General features: G+C 73.1%; 12 protein-coding genes and 1 pseudogene. 8 read left to right on the top strand and 5 right to left on the bottom strand.

Features of this window, described 5'->3' with window-relative positions; genetic code table 11:
* Positions 1-91 precede the first annotated feature (91 nt).
* From ACGF5C_RS28545 to ACGF5C_RS28515, 7 genes are all read left to right on the top strand, one after another.
* Positions 92-595 carry a DinB family protein gene (locus ACGF5C_RS28545; protein ID WP_393306531.1) on the top strand — a complete coding sequence of 168 codons (504 nt, stop codon included), beginning with the start codon at positions 92-94 and terminating at the stop codon, positions 593-595.
* Between the two features lie 123 nt (positions 596-718).
* The gene (locus tag ACGF5C_RS28540) at positions 719-1,543 is read left to right on the top strand and encodes a hypothetical protein (RefSeq protein WP_393306529.1); all 825 of its coding nucleotides are present in this window, start codon (positions 719-721) and stop codon (positions 1,541-1,543) included.
* 199 nt (positions 1,544-1,742) lie between these two features.
* Positions 1,743-2,501, top strand: coding sequence for a Pr6Pr family membrane protein (locus ACGF5C_RS28535; RefSeq protein ID WP_393306527.1), 759 nt, complete (start codon positions 1,743-1,745; stop codon positions 2,499-2,501).
* A gap of 299 nt (positions 2,502-2,800) precedes the next feature.
* Positions 2,801-3,847, top strand: coding sequence for an NAD(P)-dependent alcohol dehydrogenase (locus tag ACGF5C_RS28530; RefSeq protein ID WP_393306525.1), 1,047 nt, complete (start codon positions 2,801-2,803; stop codon positions 3,845-3,847).
* 23 nt (positions 3,848-3,870) lie between these two features.
* Positions 3,871-4,386 (top strand): 2'-5' RNA ligase family protein, encoded by a 516-nt coding sequence (locus ACGF5C_RS28525; protein WP_393306523.1) that lies wholly within the window; start codon positions 3,871-3,873, stop codon positions 4,384-4,386.
* Between the two features lie 70 nt (positions 4,387-4,456).
* Positions 4,457-6,988, top strand: coding sequence for a hypothetical protein (locus ACGF5C_RS28520; RefSeq protein ID WP_393306557.1), 2,532 nt, complete (start codon positions 4,457-4,459; stop codon positions 6,986-6,988).
* Between the two features lie 117 nt (positions 6,989-7,105).
* Positions 7,106-7,957, top strand: coding sequence for a S1 family peptidase (locus ACGF5C_RS28515; protein WP_393306521.1), 852 nt, complete (start codon positions 7,106-7,108; stop codon positions 7,955-7,957).
* Positions 7,958-7,995: 38 nt separating this feature from the next.
* Here the strand turns inward: ACGF5C_RS28515 and ACGF5C_RS28510 are convergent, their stop codons facing one another.
* A complete protein-coding gene (locus ACGF5C_RS28510; RefSeq protein WP_393306519.1) occupies positions 7,996-9,078 on the bottom strand; it encodes an NYN domain-containing protein in 1,083 nt (360 codons plus the stop codon).
* Between the two features lie 127 nt (positions 9,079-9,205).
* Complete coding sequence (locus tag ACGF5C_RS28505) at positions 9,206-9,547, bottom strand: MmcQ/YjbR family DNA-binding protein (RefSeq protein WP_393306518.1); 342 nt, start codon at positions 9,545-9,547, stop codon at positions 9,206-9,208.
* 118 nt (positions 9,548-9,665) lie between these two features.
* Between ACGF5C_RS28505 and ACGF5C_RS28500 the strand changes: the two genes are divergently transcribed.
* On the top strand, positions 9,666-10,865 hold the full coding sequence (locus tag ACGF5C_RS28500) for an endonuclease (protein ID WP_393306516.1): 1,200 nt from the start codon (positions 9,666-9,668) through the stop codon (positions 10,863-10,865).
* A 29-nt stretch (positions 10,866-10,894) separates the two neighbouring features.
* Here ACGF5C_RS28500 and ACGF5C_RS28495 read toward each other — a convergent pair whose 3' ends face one another.
* From ACGF5C_RS28495 to ACGF5C_RS28485, 3 genes and pseudogenes are all read right to left on the bottom strand, one after another.
* The gene (locus ACGF5C_RS28495) at positions 10,895-11,863 is read right to left on the bottom strand and encodes an ion transporter (RefSeq protein ID WP_393306514.1); all 969 of its coding nucleotides are present in this window, start codon (positions 11,861-11,863) and stop codon (positions 10,895-10,897) included.
* 118 nt (positions 11,864-11,981) lie between these two features.
* Positions 11,982-12,632 (bottom strand): annotated as a pseudogene (locus tag ACGF5C_RS28490) (transposase).
* Positions 12,633-12,992: 360 nt separating this feature from the next.
* Positions 12,993-14,573, bottom strand: a 1,581-nt coding sequence (locus ACGF5C_RS28485) for a hypothetical protein (protein WP_393306512.1), incomplete at its 5' end; no start/stop codon positions are given.

Below are 14,573 nucleotides of genomic sequence, written 5' to 3'. Positions count from 1 at the left end.
GGCGGAAACCCGGCACGGCGGGACGCGGTTTCTGTCGGTGGCCGGCCCTATCCTGAGCCCCGTTCGGACGTCCGTGAAGAGGGGTGGCGGCATGACCACGACTGAGCAGCTGACCGGTGAGCGGGCCGACCTGGTGGAGACGCTGCGCCTGCACCGCGGCTTCCTCCGGCAGACCGTCGCGGGGCTCACCGACGAGCAGGCCGCGACCCGCAGCACGGTCAGCGAGCTGTGCCCGGGCGGCCTGATCAAGCACGTGACGCAGGTCGAGCACCGGTGGATGCGGTTCGCCGTCGGCGGCGCCGAGGCGATGAACAGCGAGCCCGTCGACTGGGCCGGCCAGTTCCGCATGCTCGACGGCGAGACCCTCGCCGGGCTGCTCGCCGACTACGACCGGGTGGCCGCCGCGACGGACGAGCTGATCGCCACGCACGACCTCGACGCCGCCCACCCGCTGCCGCAGGCCCCCTGGTTCGAGGCCGGCGCGAGCTGGACGGTCCGCCGCGTCCTGCTGCACCTGATCGCCGAGACCGCCCAGCACGCGGGGCACGCCGACATCCTCCGCGAGGCCATCGACGGTGCCAAGACCATGGGTTGACGCCCCCGCGCGGCCCCGCCCCGCCCCACTTCCCGGCCGGGTGGTTGTCGGACGTCACACTCCACCCCGTGTGACGTCCCGGCATCGGGCGGCGCTGAGGGACACGAGATGAAAGCACACCGGATGGACCAGGAGACCGTCGAGCGACTGCTCGGCGGTCCGGTAGTCGACCCGCGGGACGCTCCGCAACCGGTCGCGTCGCTCCTGACGGCGGTCCGTGCCGCACCCCGCGCGGCTGAGCTCGCCGGGGAGGACGCCGCGGTACGCGCGTACCGGCTGGCGCGGGCCGGCACCCCCGTCGGCAGTCCCGAGCGGAGTCGTCGGGGCCGCGCCCTCGCCGGCTTCGGCGTCCGCGCCGCGCTGGCCGGTGTCGCTCTCGCCGTCACCGGCGGGGTGGCCTTCGCCGCGGCCGGGGGCACCCTGCCCGGACCGCTGCGTGGCCCCGCCCCCACCACCGCCACACCCGCGCCGCCCCCGGCCGTCTCCCCCACCCCGGGTCCCGGCCGGCCGTCCGCGCCGCCCACCACGACGGAGGGTCGGCCCGACCCGAGCGCGTCCGTGGCAGAGCTGTGCCGGGCCTACCGGACGGACGGCGACGGCTCGGGCCGTGTCCTGGACAAGCCGGCCTTCGACGACCTCGTCCGCGCGGCCGGCGGCCGCGGCAAGGTGGCCGGCTACTGCAACCGCCTGCTGCCCGGCGAGTCGGCGGGCACCGGGTCATCGGGCACACCGGTCGACCGGCCCGGCGGCACCCCGCCCCCCCAGCAGTCCGGGCGACCCACGACATCGCCCTCCGTCCCGGCCGGCCGGCCCTCGGCGCCCGGCAACGTCCAGGTCTCGCCCGGCAACGTCCAGGTCTCGCCCGGCAACATCCGGGTCTCGCCCGGCAACGACCAGGTCTCGCCCGACCACGGTCGCCCCGCACCGGGCAGCGGCGGCAGTCGCTGACCCCCACGCCATCGCTCCGCACCGCACGGCGGATCAACGTCTGTGCGGGATCACGCACCGTCCCGGGGCGTCGTCGGGAAGGGCCGCCGCACGTGACGAACGCACCGCGCGGGTGGCTCGGCCAGCCGGTGGGACGCCGACGCGCACCGGCCGGCGCTCGCCCGGTGACCCAGATCGGCCCGGCTGATAGCTTGCCCCGATGAGTCTGCGGCGTCCACGCGTGGCGATGGTCTTCCGCGTGGTGATCGTGATCAGCGTGCTGGCCGGGATCGTGCTCACCGCGCTGGGTCCCGCCACCGTCACCGGCCTGCTGCCGTACTTCACCATCCAGAGCAACGTCGCAGTCGGTCTCCTCGCCGGATACGCCGCCTGGCTGGCCTGGCGGGACCGTCCCGAGCCGCCGTCGCCGCTGAAGGGCGCGGTCACCCTCTACATCACCATCACCGGCGTGGTCTACCACCTGGTGCTCGCCAACCCCGCCAGCCCGTTCGCGATGCCGCAGCCCGACCGCGCGCTCGGCGAGGCCCTGGGCAACCAGTTCCTGCACACCGTCGTGCCGCTGCTCGCGGTGGCGGACTGGGCGCTGTTCGACCGGCGGGGCCGGCTCCGCCCGCGGTACGCGGCGTGGTGGCTGGCGTTCCCGCTGGGCTACCTCGGTTTCGCGCTGGTCCGTGGGCTGGTGGTCGAGCGGTACCCGTACCCGTTCCTCGACGCCGGGGAGCTGGGCTACGACGGGGTGGGCGTCAGCGCGGTCTTCTTCGCCGTCGCGTTCTGGCTGCTCGGCCTGCTCTTCGTGGGCGTCGACCGGGGCCTGGCCCGCCGTGCCGGACCACCGGCCGCCCCCGCCACGCCCCCGTCCGGGACGGCCGCCCCGGCGCAGCGGTCGGCGGCCGTCGGTTCCGCCCCGGCGTCAGGCGCCACCCCGGGCGGCCGGCCCGACGCGCCGGCCGTGCCGTGACGACCGCGCTCCCGGCGACCGTCGCAGAGCTGTACGCGGCCTTCGGCCAGCACCGACGGCCAGCGGTGCGGGCTCGACATCGGGCCGTACCTGTCGGGGTGGGCAGCCGACGGTCCGGAGCAGGCTCCCGGCGGGGGTGAGCCCGACGCACCCGGACGAGGTGAGACGCGGGGAGGCGGCCGGCACCGCGCCGCTCGACGGGGCGCGGGCGCTGCGGCCACCGGAAGGCGGGTCGTTTGACCGGGCGCTGAGCGGGCAGGCGGCCGGCGGAGCCGGAAACCGGAGGACAGGAGACGTTCATGCGCGCGCTGCGGTTGCCGAACTGGAAGTCGGAACCCGAGTTGGTCGAGGTTGACGAGCCGACCCCGGGCCCCGGGCAGGTGGTGGTGAAGATCGGGGCCGCCGGCGCGTGCCACTCCGACCTCCACCTCATGCACGACTTCGAGGCCGGCGCCGTGCCGTGGAACCCGCCGTTCACCCTCGGCCACGAGAACGCCGGCTGGGTGCACGCCCTCGGGGACGGGGTCACCGGTCTGACGGTGGGCCAGCCGGTGGCCGTCTACGGCCCGTGGGGCTGCGGCACCTGTGCCCGCTGCCGGGTGGGCATCGACCCGTACTGCGAGAACGTCGCCGAGGCGCCGGTGCCCGGCGGTGGCGGCGGGCTCGGCCTGGACGGCGGCATGGCCGAGTACATGCTGGTGCCGCAGGCCCGGCAGGTCGTGCCGCTGCCCGACGGGCTCGATCCGGTGCTGGCGGCGCCGCTGACCGACGCGGGCCTCACCCCGTACCACGCGATCCGCCGTTCCTGGGCGAAGCTCGGCCCGACCAGCACCGCCGTGGTGATCGGCGTCGGTGGGCTCGGACACGTCGGCGTGCAGATCCTCAAGGCCACCACCTCGGCCCGGGTGATCGCGGTGGACACCCGCGAGAAGGCGCTGAAGCTCGGCGAGGAGTGCGGCGCCGACCTGACGATGCTCTCCGGCGCGGACACCGCCCAGGAGATCCGCCAGGCCACCGGCGGCCGGGGTGCCGACGTGATCCTGGACTTCGTCGGGACGAACCCCACCCTCGCGCTCGGTGCCGCCGCCGCCCGCACCGTCGGCGACCTCACCATCGTCGGCATCGGCGGCGGCACGCTGCCGGTGAGCTTCTTCGGCGTGCCGTACGAGGTGAGCATCCAGACCACGTACTGGGGCAGCCGGCCGGAGCTCATCGAGGTGCTGGAACTGGGCGCCCGGGGCCTGGTGAAGCCGAAGGCCAGCACCTTCCGGCTCGACGAGGCGGTCGACGCGTACCGGAAGATGGCCGACGGCACGCTGGAGGGCCGGGCCGTCGTCGTGCCGTGACCACCGCGTCCTAAAGTGATCATGTGGTCGCGGCGCTGGAGCTCTACCTGGACACCGACGCCACCCGGCGAATCCGGGTGCTCTGGGACGCGCTGGAGGCCGAGGGCGTGCAGAGCATGCGGTCGCTGCTGGAGCAGCGCCACCGGCCGCACGTCTCACTCGCCGTCGCGCCCCGCTTCGACCCGGAGCGGGTCGCGGCGGCGCTGCGCGGAACGGTGGTGGCCGCGCCGCTGCGGCTGAGCTTCCAGCACGCCGGCCAGTTCGTCGGGCGGGTGCTCTGGCTGGGCCCGACCCCCACCGCCCAGCTGCTCGCGCACCACGCCGAGGTGCACGGCCGGCTGGCCGAGGCCGGCATCGGGCTGGTCGAGCACTACCAGCCGGGGCGCTGGGTGCCGCACTGCACGCTGTCGATGCGGGTGCCGAACGCGCTGATGGCTGCCGCCGTGCGCCGCTGCCTGGAGGTGCTGCCGCTGGAGGCGACCGTGGTCGGCGCGGCCCTCACCGACCACGCCCGGGGCATCTCGGTCCCGCTGCCGTAGCCGGACCGCACCGGTGGGCGAACACCCACGATGTCGGTGGTGCCGCGTACCGTCGGCGGCCGTGAGCACGATGAGCGATCCGTGGGACGTCCTCGTCCCCGGCGACGTCGACGCGGTCGTGGCCACGGTCACCGGCCTCGACGAGCAGCGCCGCCGGCAGTTGGGCGCCGAACTGGTGGCGCACGTGCGCCAGCGGCGCGACAACTGGTGGACGCACGACGAGGCGACGGCGCTGGCGGTCGCCGCGGTCGGCTGCCTGCCCACCGCGGCGAAGGCCGCCGAGCTGCTCGGCCGGCGGTCAGTGTTCCTGCGCTCCGCGGACGCGGCCCCGGTGATCGGGGTGGCGCGGCAGCGGGGAGTCACGTGGCTGGCGGATTTGGCCCGTCGGCTCGCCGACCAGGCGGACCCGTCGGAGAGCTGGGGCTTCGTCGCGGACCTGCTCACCGCCGAGGGCGCCCCGCCGCCCACCGGCGACCGGGTGGTGGAGGGGTGGGTCGCGACGTCGGCGTGGCCCAGGGAGCGGCTGCGGACGCTCCCGCTGCTGGAGCGGCTGCGCGCCGATCCGTTCCTGGACGCGATGGTGCCCCGGCTGTTCGAGGTGGACGGCATCGGTGCCCGCATGCCGTTCACCGACTTCCGTGCCCCCGAGGAGATGGGCATGCCGGGCGCGCTGGCGCGGCTGGCCGGCGAGGGCCGGTTGGCGCGCACCGCCCTGCTCGACGGGTGCGTCGGCCGGCTCCTGCGCGGCGACCGCCCAGCCGCATTGCGACCGTTCGTCGCGCTGCACGTCCTGCTCGCGCCCACCGCCGCCGAGATCGGCGAGCGGCGCTCCGCCTACCTGCGCCTGCTCGCCGACGCGCCCACGACGGTGGCCACGTTGGCGCAGAAGGCGCTGCGGGGCCTGGACGACGTCGGGTTCGAGGCTCTCCTCGACGCGTCCCGGGCCGTGCTGGCCCGCCCGGACAGGACGCTGGTCCGCGCGCAGCTCAGCTGGCTCGACCAGCTCGCCCGCCGGCACCGCGACCGGGCCGGGGAGGTCGCTGCCGTGCTCTCGACGGGGACCGCCCACCCCGTGGGCGACATCAGCGAGCGGGCCGGCGCGCTGGCCGCCCGCCACGGGCACCGGGCCACCCCACCCGTGGTGACCGCCCCGGTTGGCGACGAACTCCCGCCGCCTTCCCCCGTCGCGCCGGCACCGGCACCGATCACGGACCCCGACGAGCTGGCGGAGGAAATCGTCGCCGGCACCACCCGCTCGGCGATGGTGCTGGAGCGGATCCTCGACGCCGTCGTGCGCCTCGCCGGAAAGGACCGGCAGCGCCTGGACGCCGCGCTCGCCCCGGTGCTGCATCGCGAGCCGGGCCGCTTCGGGGGAGGCGGGCACCCGTGGGACCCGTGCTGCCTGTGCGGCCTCATCGGGGACGTGCTGCACGCGGCCGCCGCCCCGCTCGCGGCGGACGTCCGGCGGGACCGGTGGGCGGCCCCGCTGGCTGCCTGGCCCGACACCGTCCTCGGCCCGGCGACCCAGGATCCGCCGCCGCCCGTCGATCCCCGGGTGCCGACGCCGCAACGCCTCCTGCGCGCCCGGCTCGCCGAGATCGGCAGCCTGGTCAGCGCGCCGTACCCGGGCCTGCTCGCCGCGCCGACCCTGGCGAACGGCGCCCTCGAACCGATCGCCCTCCTCGAACGCCTGGTACGCCTCGGCGACCAGGCTCCGTGGTCGACGGACCTGACCCAGGCGCTGCTGCGGCTGCCCGCCGTCGTCGACGAGCCGCTCGCCGCCAGGGCGGCGGAGCTGCGCACCCCGGCGGGCGACCGGCTCGCCGCCTGGCTGCGCGGCGGTGGGCTGCCACGTCCGACGCACCGGGTCGTCACCGTGCGACGGCGGTTGCCGCACGACTGGAAGAGACACGGGCTGCCGCCCCAGCGGACGCACGTGGAACTCGCTCCGCCGGAGGGTTTCGTCGATCCGCTCGGCCTGCTCACCGTGCCGCCGCCGGCCGACACGTGGCACGGCGACTGGGTGGCGTTCTGGCCGGCGGCGCTGCCGGGCTACCGGGGCCTGGTCGCCGCCCACGTCCTGCCGACCGTCGCGAAGGGCGCCGACCACGACGCCTCGGGCGGCGCCGCCGTCCTGCCACTGTTGGCCGAGGGCACCGGGGACGGCGGCCCGGCCCTCGACCTCACGCTGGCCTACGGGCTCGGCTCCCGGCACGAGGCCGACCAGGTCGCCGCCCTGGACGCCCTGCTCATGCTCGCCACCACCGGTGACCTCGACGCACCCGCCGTCGGCGCGCACCTCGGCACCCTGGCCGCCGACGGCGCCTTCCCCCTCTCCCGGGTGCTGCGGCCCCTGCGGGACGCGGCGGGGGCCGGCGCTGCGCTGACCGTCTGGCGTCTCCTCGCCGCGGCCCTGCCCGCGGTGCTCGCCACGTCGCCCGCGCCGCGCGGCACCCCGGACGTGCTCGGCCTGGCCGCGGAGACGGCCGGCGCGACCGGCCTGCGGATCGAGGTGCCGGGTTTGGCGGACGTGGTCGCCCGGGGCGGGGCGAACCGCCTGGTCGGCGAGGCACGACGGCTGTCCGCAGTCCTCGACCGGTAGGTGACGGACCGGCTCCCGGCGCGGCAGGCGGGCGGACGGCGCCCGCCGCTTGTCCACGCCAGGGCCACGGGTGGATCCTGTAGGGAATCGACAGAGGCGGATCTATCGGAGGTTCGGATGCGTCGTCTCCCGCTCGCCCTGCTCCTGCTCGCCGCGCTGCTGCTCGGCCTGCCGGCGCCCGCCCACGCCGCCCCCGACCACGCCGATGCCGCCCGCGCCGCGGCCACGCTCGCGGAGGTCCGCACCCCCGGCACCGCCTGGGGGCTCGACCCCGCCACCGGGCGGATGACCCTGACCGTCGACGACACCGTCCCGGCCCGGGACGTGGCGACGCTGCGGGCGACCGCCGCGCGCGCCGGGGCGCTGCTGCGCCGGGAGCCGGGCCACCTGCGCGTCCTCATCGCCGGCGGGCAGGCCGTCTACGGCGGCGGCGGACGGTGCTCGCTGGGCGCCAACGTCCGCAGCGGCACCACCGCCTACTTCGTCACCGCCGGCCACTGCACCGTCGCCGCCTCCACCTGGTACGCCGACAGCGCGCAGACCACCGTCCTCGGCACCCGGACCGGCACCAGCTTCCCCGGCAACGACTACGGGCTGGTCCGCTACACCGGCGGGATCGCCCACCCCAGCGCGGTCTACACCCATCCCGGGCTGCTCACCGTCTACGGCGCCGGCAACGCCTACGTCGGCCAGGCGGTCTGCCGCAGCGGTGCCACCACGGGCGTACGCTGCGGCAGCGTCACCGGGCTCAACGCGACCGTCAACTACGCCCAGGGCACCGTGACCGGCCTGATCCGGACCAACATCTGCGCCGAGCCCGGCGACAGCGGCGGGCCCCTCTACGTGGCCGCCACCGGCACCGTCCTCGGCATCCTCTCCGGCGGCAGCGGCAACTGCGCCACCGGCGGCACCACCTACTACCAGCCGATCACCGAGATCCTGGCCGCGTACGGCCTGACGATTCCCTGACCGACCGGGCTGTGCGCCGGCGCCAGCCGCCGGTGCGGTCAGGAGGGCTGCGGGGTGAGCAGGTAGTCGTCGGCCTCCTGGCTCCACCGCAGGTCGACGATGCCGCTGGTGGCTGCCGCCTTGCAGAACTGGAGGAAGCTGCGGTAGCCGAGCTTCTTCTCGCTGAAGTCGGGCCGCGCCCGGCGGAGCTGGTTCTTCAGGCCGGACAGCGCCACCGCCCCCTCGTCGCCGGCCAGGTCGGACACCACCGAGCGGAGCAGCCCGAACGCCACCTCCCGGTCGCCGTGCTCGGGCAGGGACACCTCGGGGTCGCCCTTGGCGGGGCCCTCCCCCAGCTCGACGACGTTGTGCTGGGCGAGGTGTCGCAGTAGCTCGCCGAAGGTGCGGAACCCGTAGTCGGACTCGCTGAACGTCGGGTCCTTCCTGAGCAGGGTCCGCTTCAGCGTCGAGGCGGTCACCTCGCCGCTGGAGCTGGCCTGCAGGCCGGCCACGGTCTGCGCCACCAGCACGGCGAGGGTGTCGACGTCGCGGGCGGCCTCCTCGCCCACCGGCTGCGGCTCGGGCTCGGGCTCCCGCTCGGCCTGCTGCGCCTCCGGGCCGGGCAGCCGCGCCGGGCGGGCACGCCGGCCCCGCGCCGGAGGGACGTCGACGCCCTCCAGCCGGTCGTAGTAGAGGAACTCGTCGCACGCGGGCGGCAGCAGCGCCGAGGTCGACTTCTCCACGCCGACCCCGATGACGCGCTTGTTCAGCTCGCGGAGCTTGTGCACGAGGGGCGTGAAGTCGCTGTCGCCGGTGCAGATCACGAACGTCGAGATGTAGCCGCGCTCGAAGGCCAGCTCCACCGCGTCGACGGCCATCTTGATGTCGGCGGCGTTCTTGCGGGAGGCGCCCATGCGCTGGGGAATCTCGATGAGTTCGACGTGGGACCGGGTGAGCATCCGGCGGTCCTCGTCGAAGTACGACCAGTCGGCGTACGCCCGGCGCACCACCACCCGGCCGCGCTCGGCGAGGGCGTCGGCGATGGGGCGCAGGTCGAAGGCCGCGCCGCCGAGGTGGTCGCGCGCCCCCAGCGCGAGGTTCTCGTAGTCGAGGAACAGGGCGATGCGGTCCTCTTGATCCACGCGAACCACCCTACGCCGCCGACGGGCCGACGGCCGGCGACGTGGCGGACCGCGCCGCCGCGATTCTCCTGCCGGCGGCGCCGCCGGTGTGCTCTCCGTCGGGCTGCTGGTCGTCGGGGCGCTTCCCTCAGCCGTCCAGTCGCTGGCGCGCGAGGAACTTGGGCACGACCATCCGCCAGGCATCCGTCACCAGCTCCGTCATGTGGTCGCGGTCGAGCCGGTCAAGGCGACAGCACACCCAGTTGAAGCGCAGGTCGGCCGCGTCGGGCAGGAAGAACAGGTCCGGGTCGCTGGCGACGAGCCCGGCGCGTTCCTCCTTCGGGTACGCGAACCCCATCGTCGTCTCGTCCCGGGAGAACGCGACGTAGACAAGGGCACCGACGCGGAACTTCACGCGGTCCCGGATGAGGTGCTCGGTGGTCCGTGGCAGGGTCAGTGCCAGTACGCGGACGTCGGCGACGGTGACCATGCCCCGACGGTAGTGGCCCGCGGGGCCGAGGGAGGGCCGGGCCGCCGACGGCTCGCGCCCGAAATGTTGCGCTCCCGCTCTCCCGGCGTTCACGCCCGCACCGATAGCATCGCTGTTCATGAATACGAAGAGCAGTGTCCGCTCGCGGCCCAGAAGGCTCGCGACGGCGTTCGCGCTGGCCGCCGTGCTGGTGGCGCCCGTGGTGGTGACGACGGCGGTGGCCTCGGCCGCCACCACCCTGACCGTGGCCCAGGCGCTCGCCGCACAGGACGGTCGGACGGCGACCGTGACCGGCTACGTGATCGGCCAACCGACCAGCAACACGACCGTGCTGCGGTCGGGCTTCACGTCCGACACCGCGATCGCGATCGCCGACACGGCGGCCGAGACCAGCCCGAGCAGGATGCTCTACGTCCAGGTCACCGCCGCGTACCGAAGCACCTTCGGGCTGCTCACCAACCCGGGCCTGCGGGGCCAGCCCGTCACCGCCACCGGCACGCTGACCGCCTACTTCAGCCACGGCGGCCTGAAGAACCCGACGGCGATGACCCTCGGCGGCGGTGGCGGCACGCCCTCGCCGACCCAGTCGCCGACGCCGGGCCCGACCCCGACCTCGCCCGGCGGCGGGTACGACTCCACCTACTACGCCAGCGCGATCGGCAAGACCGGCCCGGCGCTGCGCAGCTCGCTGCACTCGATCATCAAGGTGCACACCAAGCTCTCCTACGACCAGGTGTGGGAGGCGCTGCGGGACACCGACCAGGACCCGGCCAACGCCAACAACGTCATCCTGCTCAACACCGGGCGGTCGCAGAGCAAGACCAGCAACGGCGGCGGCGTCGACGACTGGAACCGCGAACACGTCTGGGCCAAGTCGCACGGCGACTTCGGCACCGCGACCGGCCCGGGGACCGACGTCCACCACCTGCGGCCGGAGGACGTCTCGGTCAACTCCACGCGCGGCAACAAGGACTTCGACAACGGCGGCAGCCCCGTCGCCGAGGCGCCCGGCTGCTACACCGACGCCGACTCGTGGGAGCCGCGCAACGCGGTGAAGGGCGACATCGCCCGCATGATCATGTACATGGCGATCCGGTACGAGGGCACCGACGGCTGGCCCAACCTGGAGATGAACCAGTCGGTCAACAACGGCACCGCGCCGTACCACGGCCGGATGTCGGTGCTGCTGCAGTGGAACCAGCTCGACCCGCCGGACGCCTTCGAGAAGCGCCGCAACCAGCGGATCTACGAGCGCTGGCAGGGCAACCGGAACCCGTTCGTCGACCATCCGGAGTGGGCGACGGCCATCTGGAGCTGACCCGCCGCACCGACCCCACGGCCGGTCCCCTACCCGGGGGGCCGGCCGCCCGTGCGTTCGCCGTGGTGGTGGTGGCGGGCCGGGCCGTGGCCGTCCTCCCGGTCGATGCGCAACTCCCGTTCCAGCTCGGCGATGACCGCCCGCAGGTCGTCCAGCCGCTGGGTCAATGCGATCCGGTCCACCTCGTCCGGCACGCCGTCGCCGTCCTCGTCGTAGTCGGGCGACAACCGCTCGGTCATCTCCAGCCGACGGGCCTCCTCCATCGAGTTCACGATGACGGCGATCAGGATGTTCAGCAGCAGGTTCACCGTGATCATCACGTAGCTGACGTAGTAGAGCAGCGTCCACGGCGACACCGCCATGCCCTGCGCGATGAGGTCCGGCAGGGTCTCCAGCGACAACAGCACGAACAGGGTCAGCAGGGAACGACCGATGTCGCCGTACTGCTCCGGATAGCGCTCCCCGAAGATCAGCCAGCCGGCCATGCCGTAGACGTAGAGGGTCACGGCGGCCAGCGCGAGGAAGCCGGCCACGCCGGGGATGCTGCGCCACAGCGCCGCCACGATCGTGCGCAGCCCCGGCGAGAACCGCACCAGCCGCAGCACCCGGGCGACCCGTACGAAGCGCAGCAGCGCCGAGTCGCCGTGCAGGCCGGGGATGAAGATCGCCGCCGTCACCAGGAAGTCGAAGACGTTCCAACCGTGCCGGAAGAAGTCCTGCGGCCGGCGGCCGTACGCCAGCACCCGGATGGCGATCTCGACGACGAAGACCAGCCGGAACAGCCACTCGCACCAGCGCAGGACCCGTCCCGCGGCGCCGAGGTCCGGGTACGTCTCGACGCCGAGCACCACCCCGTTCGCCATGATGACCACGACGATGAGCACCTCGAACGGCCGCGACCGGGCGATCCGGGCGCACCGTTCCGCCACGCCCGGCGGGCCCCCGGGCACAGCCGTCGACCCGCCACCCCGCTGGGTGGGCACGGACGGGCGGCTCACCGCCCCCACACCCCCGTGCCGCTCCGTGCGGCCACGGACGGGTCGTCGGGCAGGAGCGGGGTAGGCATGCGGACAGCCTAAGAGGACATCTGATCTCGCTTGGTGAAGGTTGGTCCGGTTAGGTGGTTGCGTTTCGCCAGGTTGGGGTGGATTCTCGGTGAGATAACGGCTCATTGTGTTAGCCATCGCCCAATGGATCATCGCCCGGGTGCGTTGAGGAAGGGCCTCGTAGGCACGGACGAGCCGTCGGTGCTGCATCAGCCAACCGAAGGTCCGTTCCACGACCCACCGTCGGGGCTGGACGTGGAAGCCCTTCCCGGCGTGGCGGGGTACGCGCTCGACGTCGATGCCGAGCCGGGCGCCGGGCGCCCGTACGGCGGTGACGATCACAGCGAGGAGTAGGCCGAGGGTGTAGGTGACGATGTGCCGCTTGCGTCCCTTGATCTTCTTCGCCGCGTCGATGCCCTGGCTGGAATCGCCGACGTTGCTGGAGGTCTTCACGCTCTGCGAGTCCAGGACCACCGCTGAAGGGCTGCGCTGCGGCCCCGGGCCGCGCGAGCCCGCTCCCGCAGCAGATCGTGGATCCGCTGCGTGGTCCCGTCTGCTTCCCCCTGGCCACGTACAGGATCGCGTTGACGATCTCCCGGAGATCATGCACCGGCCGGCTGATCCCCAAGCCCACCCGCTCTGCCCGCCACGCTGTCAGGACCGGCTCGATCAGCGCCCACCGCTCATCCGGCCAGTCCGACCGGCATCCACGCCGCTGCACGCCCACGCCGCGATCAACGAACCAACTCCACCACCACTACGGCCGAACATGAATCAGCCACTACGCGGATCAGATGCCCTCTTAATCGGGAGACCATCCAACGGCGTGTCGCTTGGCTTCCGCATGTGAAGCCGTTGAGCGTCCATCCGCCAAGCGACGTGCCTGACACGAACGAGCGGAACCGCAAGTATCAGGTGTAAACACGGCTGCCTCGACCCGTCGCTGCTGATCTGCGCCGCCCGTGGGAACCAGCCAGCCCCACCCGAGCGCCTCACCCCGGCCAGGGCCCGCTGCGGATTTCGGTGCTTGTGCGCCGTCCCGCACAAGCACCGAAATCCGCCATTCATACCGCGTCGCGAGTTAGGCGGTGTCGCGCCTACGTCCGATCAGCCGTCGATGACTGAGCGCGATAAATGCCGCACCGAGGCCGATCACAGTCAGGGCGATGGTGACGTAGGTTGAGTATCGGATTCCGGTGACGGGAAGAGTGCCTTTGCGGACCGTGATGCTTGCCGAGGCGGAGGAGCCCGGGCCGCTCTGGACCGAGGTGACGGCTTCCGTCGTATTGACCTTTTTTCCGCTGGTGGTGCCGGTGACGTTTACCGAGAAGGTGCAACTCCCGTTGGCCGGCAGGGTGGCGCCAGCCAAGCTGATGCTGCTGCTACCGGAAGTCGCGGTGATCGTGCCGCCGCCACAGGAACCACTCAAACCGTTAGGTGTGGCGACCACCAGTCCCGCAGGAAGGTTGTCGACGAAACTGACGCCGGTCAGCGACGTTTTTTTATTCGGGTTGGTGAGGGTGAAACCCAGTGACGTCGTCCCGTTGAGGGGGATGGTCGCATCCCCGAAAGCCTTGGCGATTGTCGGCGGCGCGACGACCGCCGCGCGGACCGTGACGGTAGCCGAGGCGCGGGCGCCCGGGCCGCTTTCGTTCGAGTCCACCGGGCCGCTGGTGTTCACCTTCGTTCCGCTGGTGGTCCCGGTGACGTTCACCGAGAAGGTGCAACTCCCGTTGGCCGGCAAGGTCGCACCAGCCAGGCTGATGCTGCCACCACCAGCAGTCGCGGTGATCGTGCCGCCGCCGCAGGAACCGGTCAAGCCGTTGGGCGTGGCAACGACGAGCCCTGCGGGCAGGGTGTCACTGAAACCGACCCCGGTCAACGACGTACGCGCGTTGGGGTTACTGAGGGTGAAACCAAGCGACGTCGTCCCGTTGAGGGGGATGGTCGCATCCCCGAAAGCCTTGGCGATTGTCGGCGGGGCGACGACCGCCGCGCCGACTGTGACGGTTGCCGAGGCGGCGGCGCCTGGGCCGCTTTGGACCGAGGTGACGGGAGTCGTCGTATTGACTTTTGTTCCGGTGGTGGTGCCGGTGACGTTGACCGACACCGTGCAACTCCCGCTGGCCGGCAGGGTGGCGCCGAACAGGCTGATGCTGCTGCTACCGGGAGTCGCCGCGATCGTGCCGGAGGCGCAGTTGGTCTGCGCGGCACTGGGTGTGGCGACCACCAGTCCCGTAGGAAGGTTGTCGACGAAACTGACGCCGGTCAGCGACGTCTCTGTATTGGGGTTGGTGAGGGTGAAACCCAGTGACGTCGTCCCGTTGAGGGGGATGGTCGCATCCTCGAAAGCCTTGGAGATCGTCGGTGGTGCAGCGACGGCAACCGTGATGCTCGCCGCAGCAGGGGTACCCGGGCCGCTTTCGTTCGAGTCCACCGGACCGCTGGTGTTCACCTTCGTTCCGCTGGTGGTGGCGGTGACGTTCACCGAGAAGGTGCAACTCCCGTTGGCCGGCAAGGTCGCACCAGCCAGGCTGATGCTGCCACCACCAGCAGTCGCGGTGACCGTGCCGCCGCCGCAGGAACCGGTCAAGCCGTTGGGCGTGGAGACGACGAGCCCTGCGGGCAGGGTGTCACTGAAACCGACCCCGGTCAGTGACGT

It is taken from the genome of Micromonospora sp. NPDC047620 (genome assembly GCF_043205005.1).
Lineage (GTDB): Bacteria > Actinomycetota > Actinomycetes > Mycobacteriales > Micromonosporaceae > Micromonospora.
The sequence above is the reverse complement of the archived record's forward strand: the minus strand, read 5'-3'. Positions and strand labels throughout refer to the sequence as shown.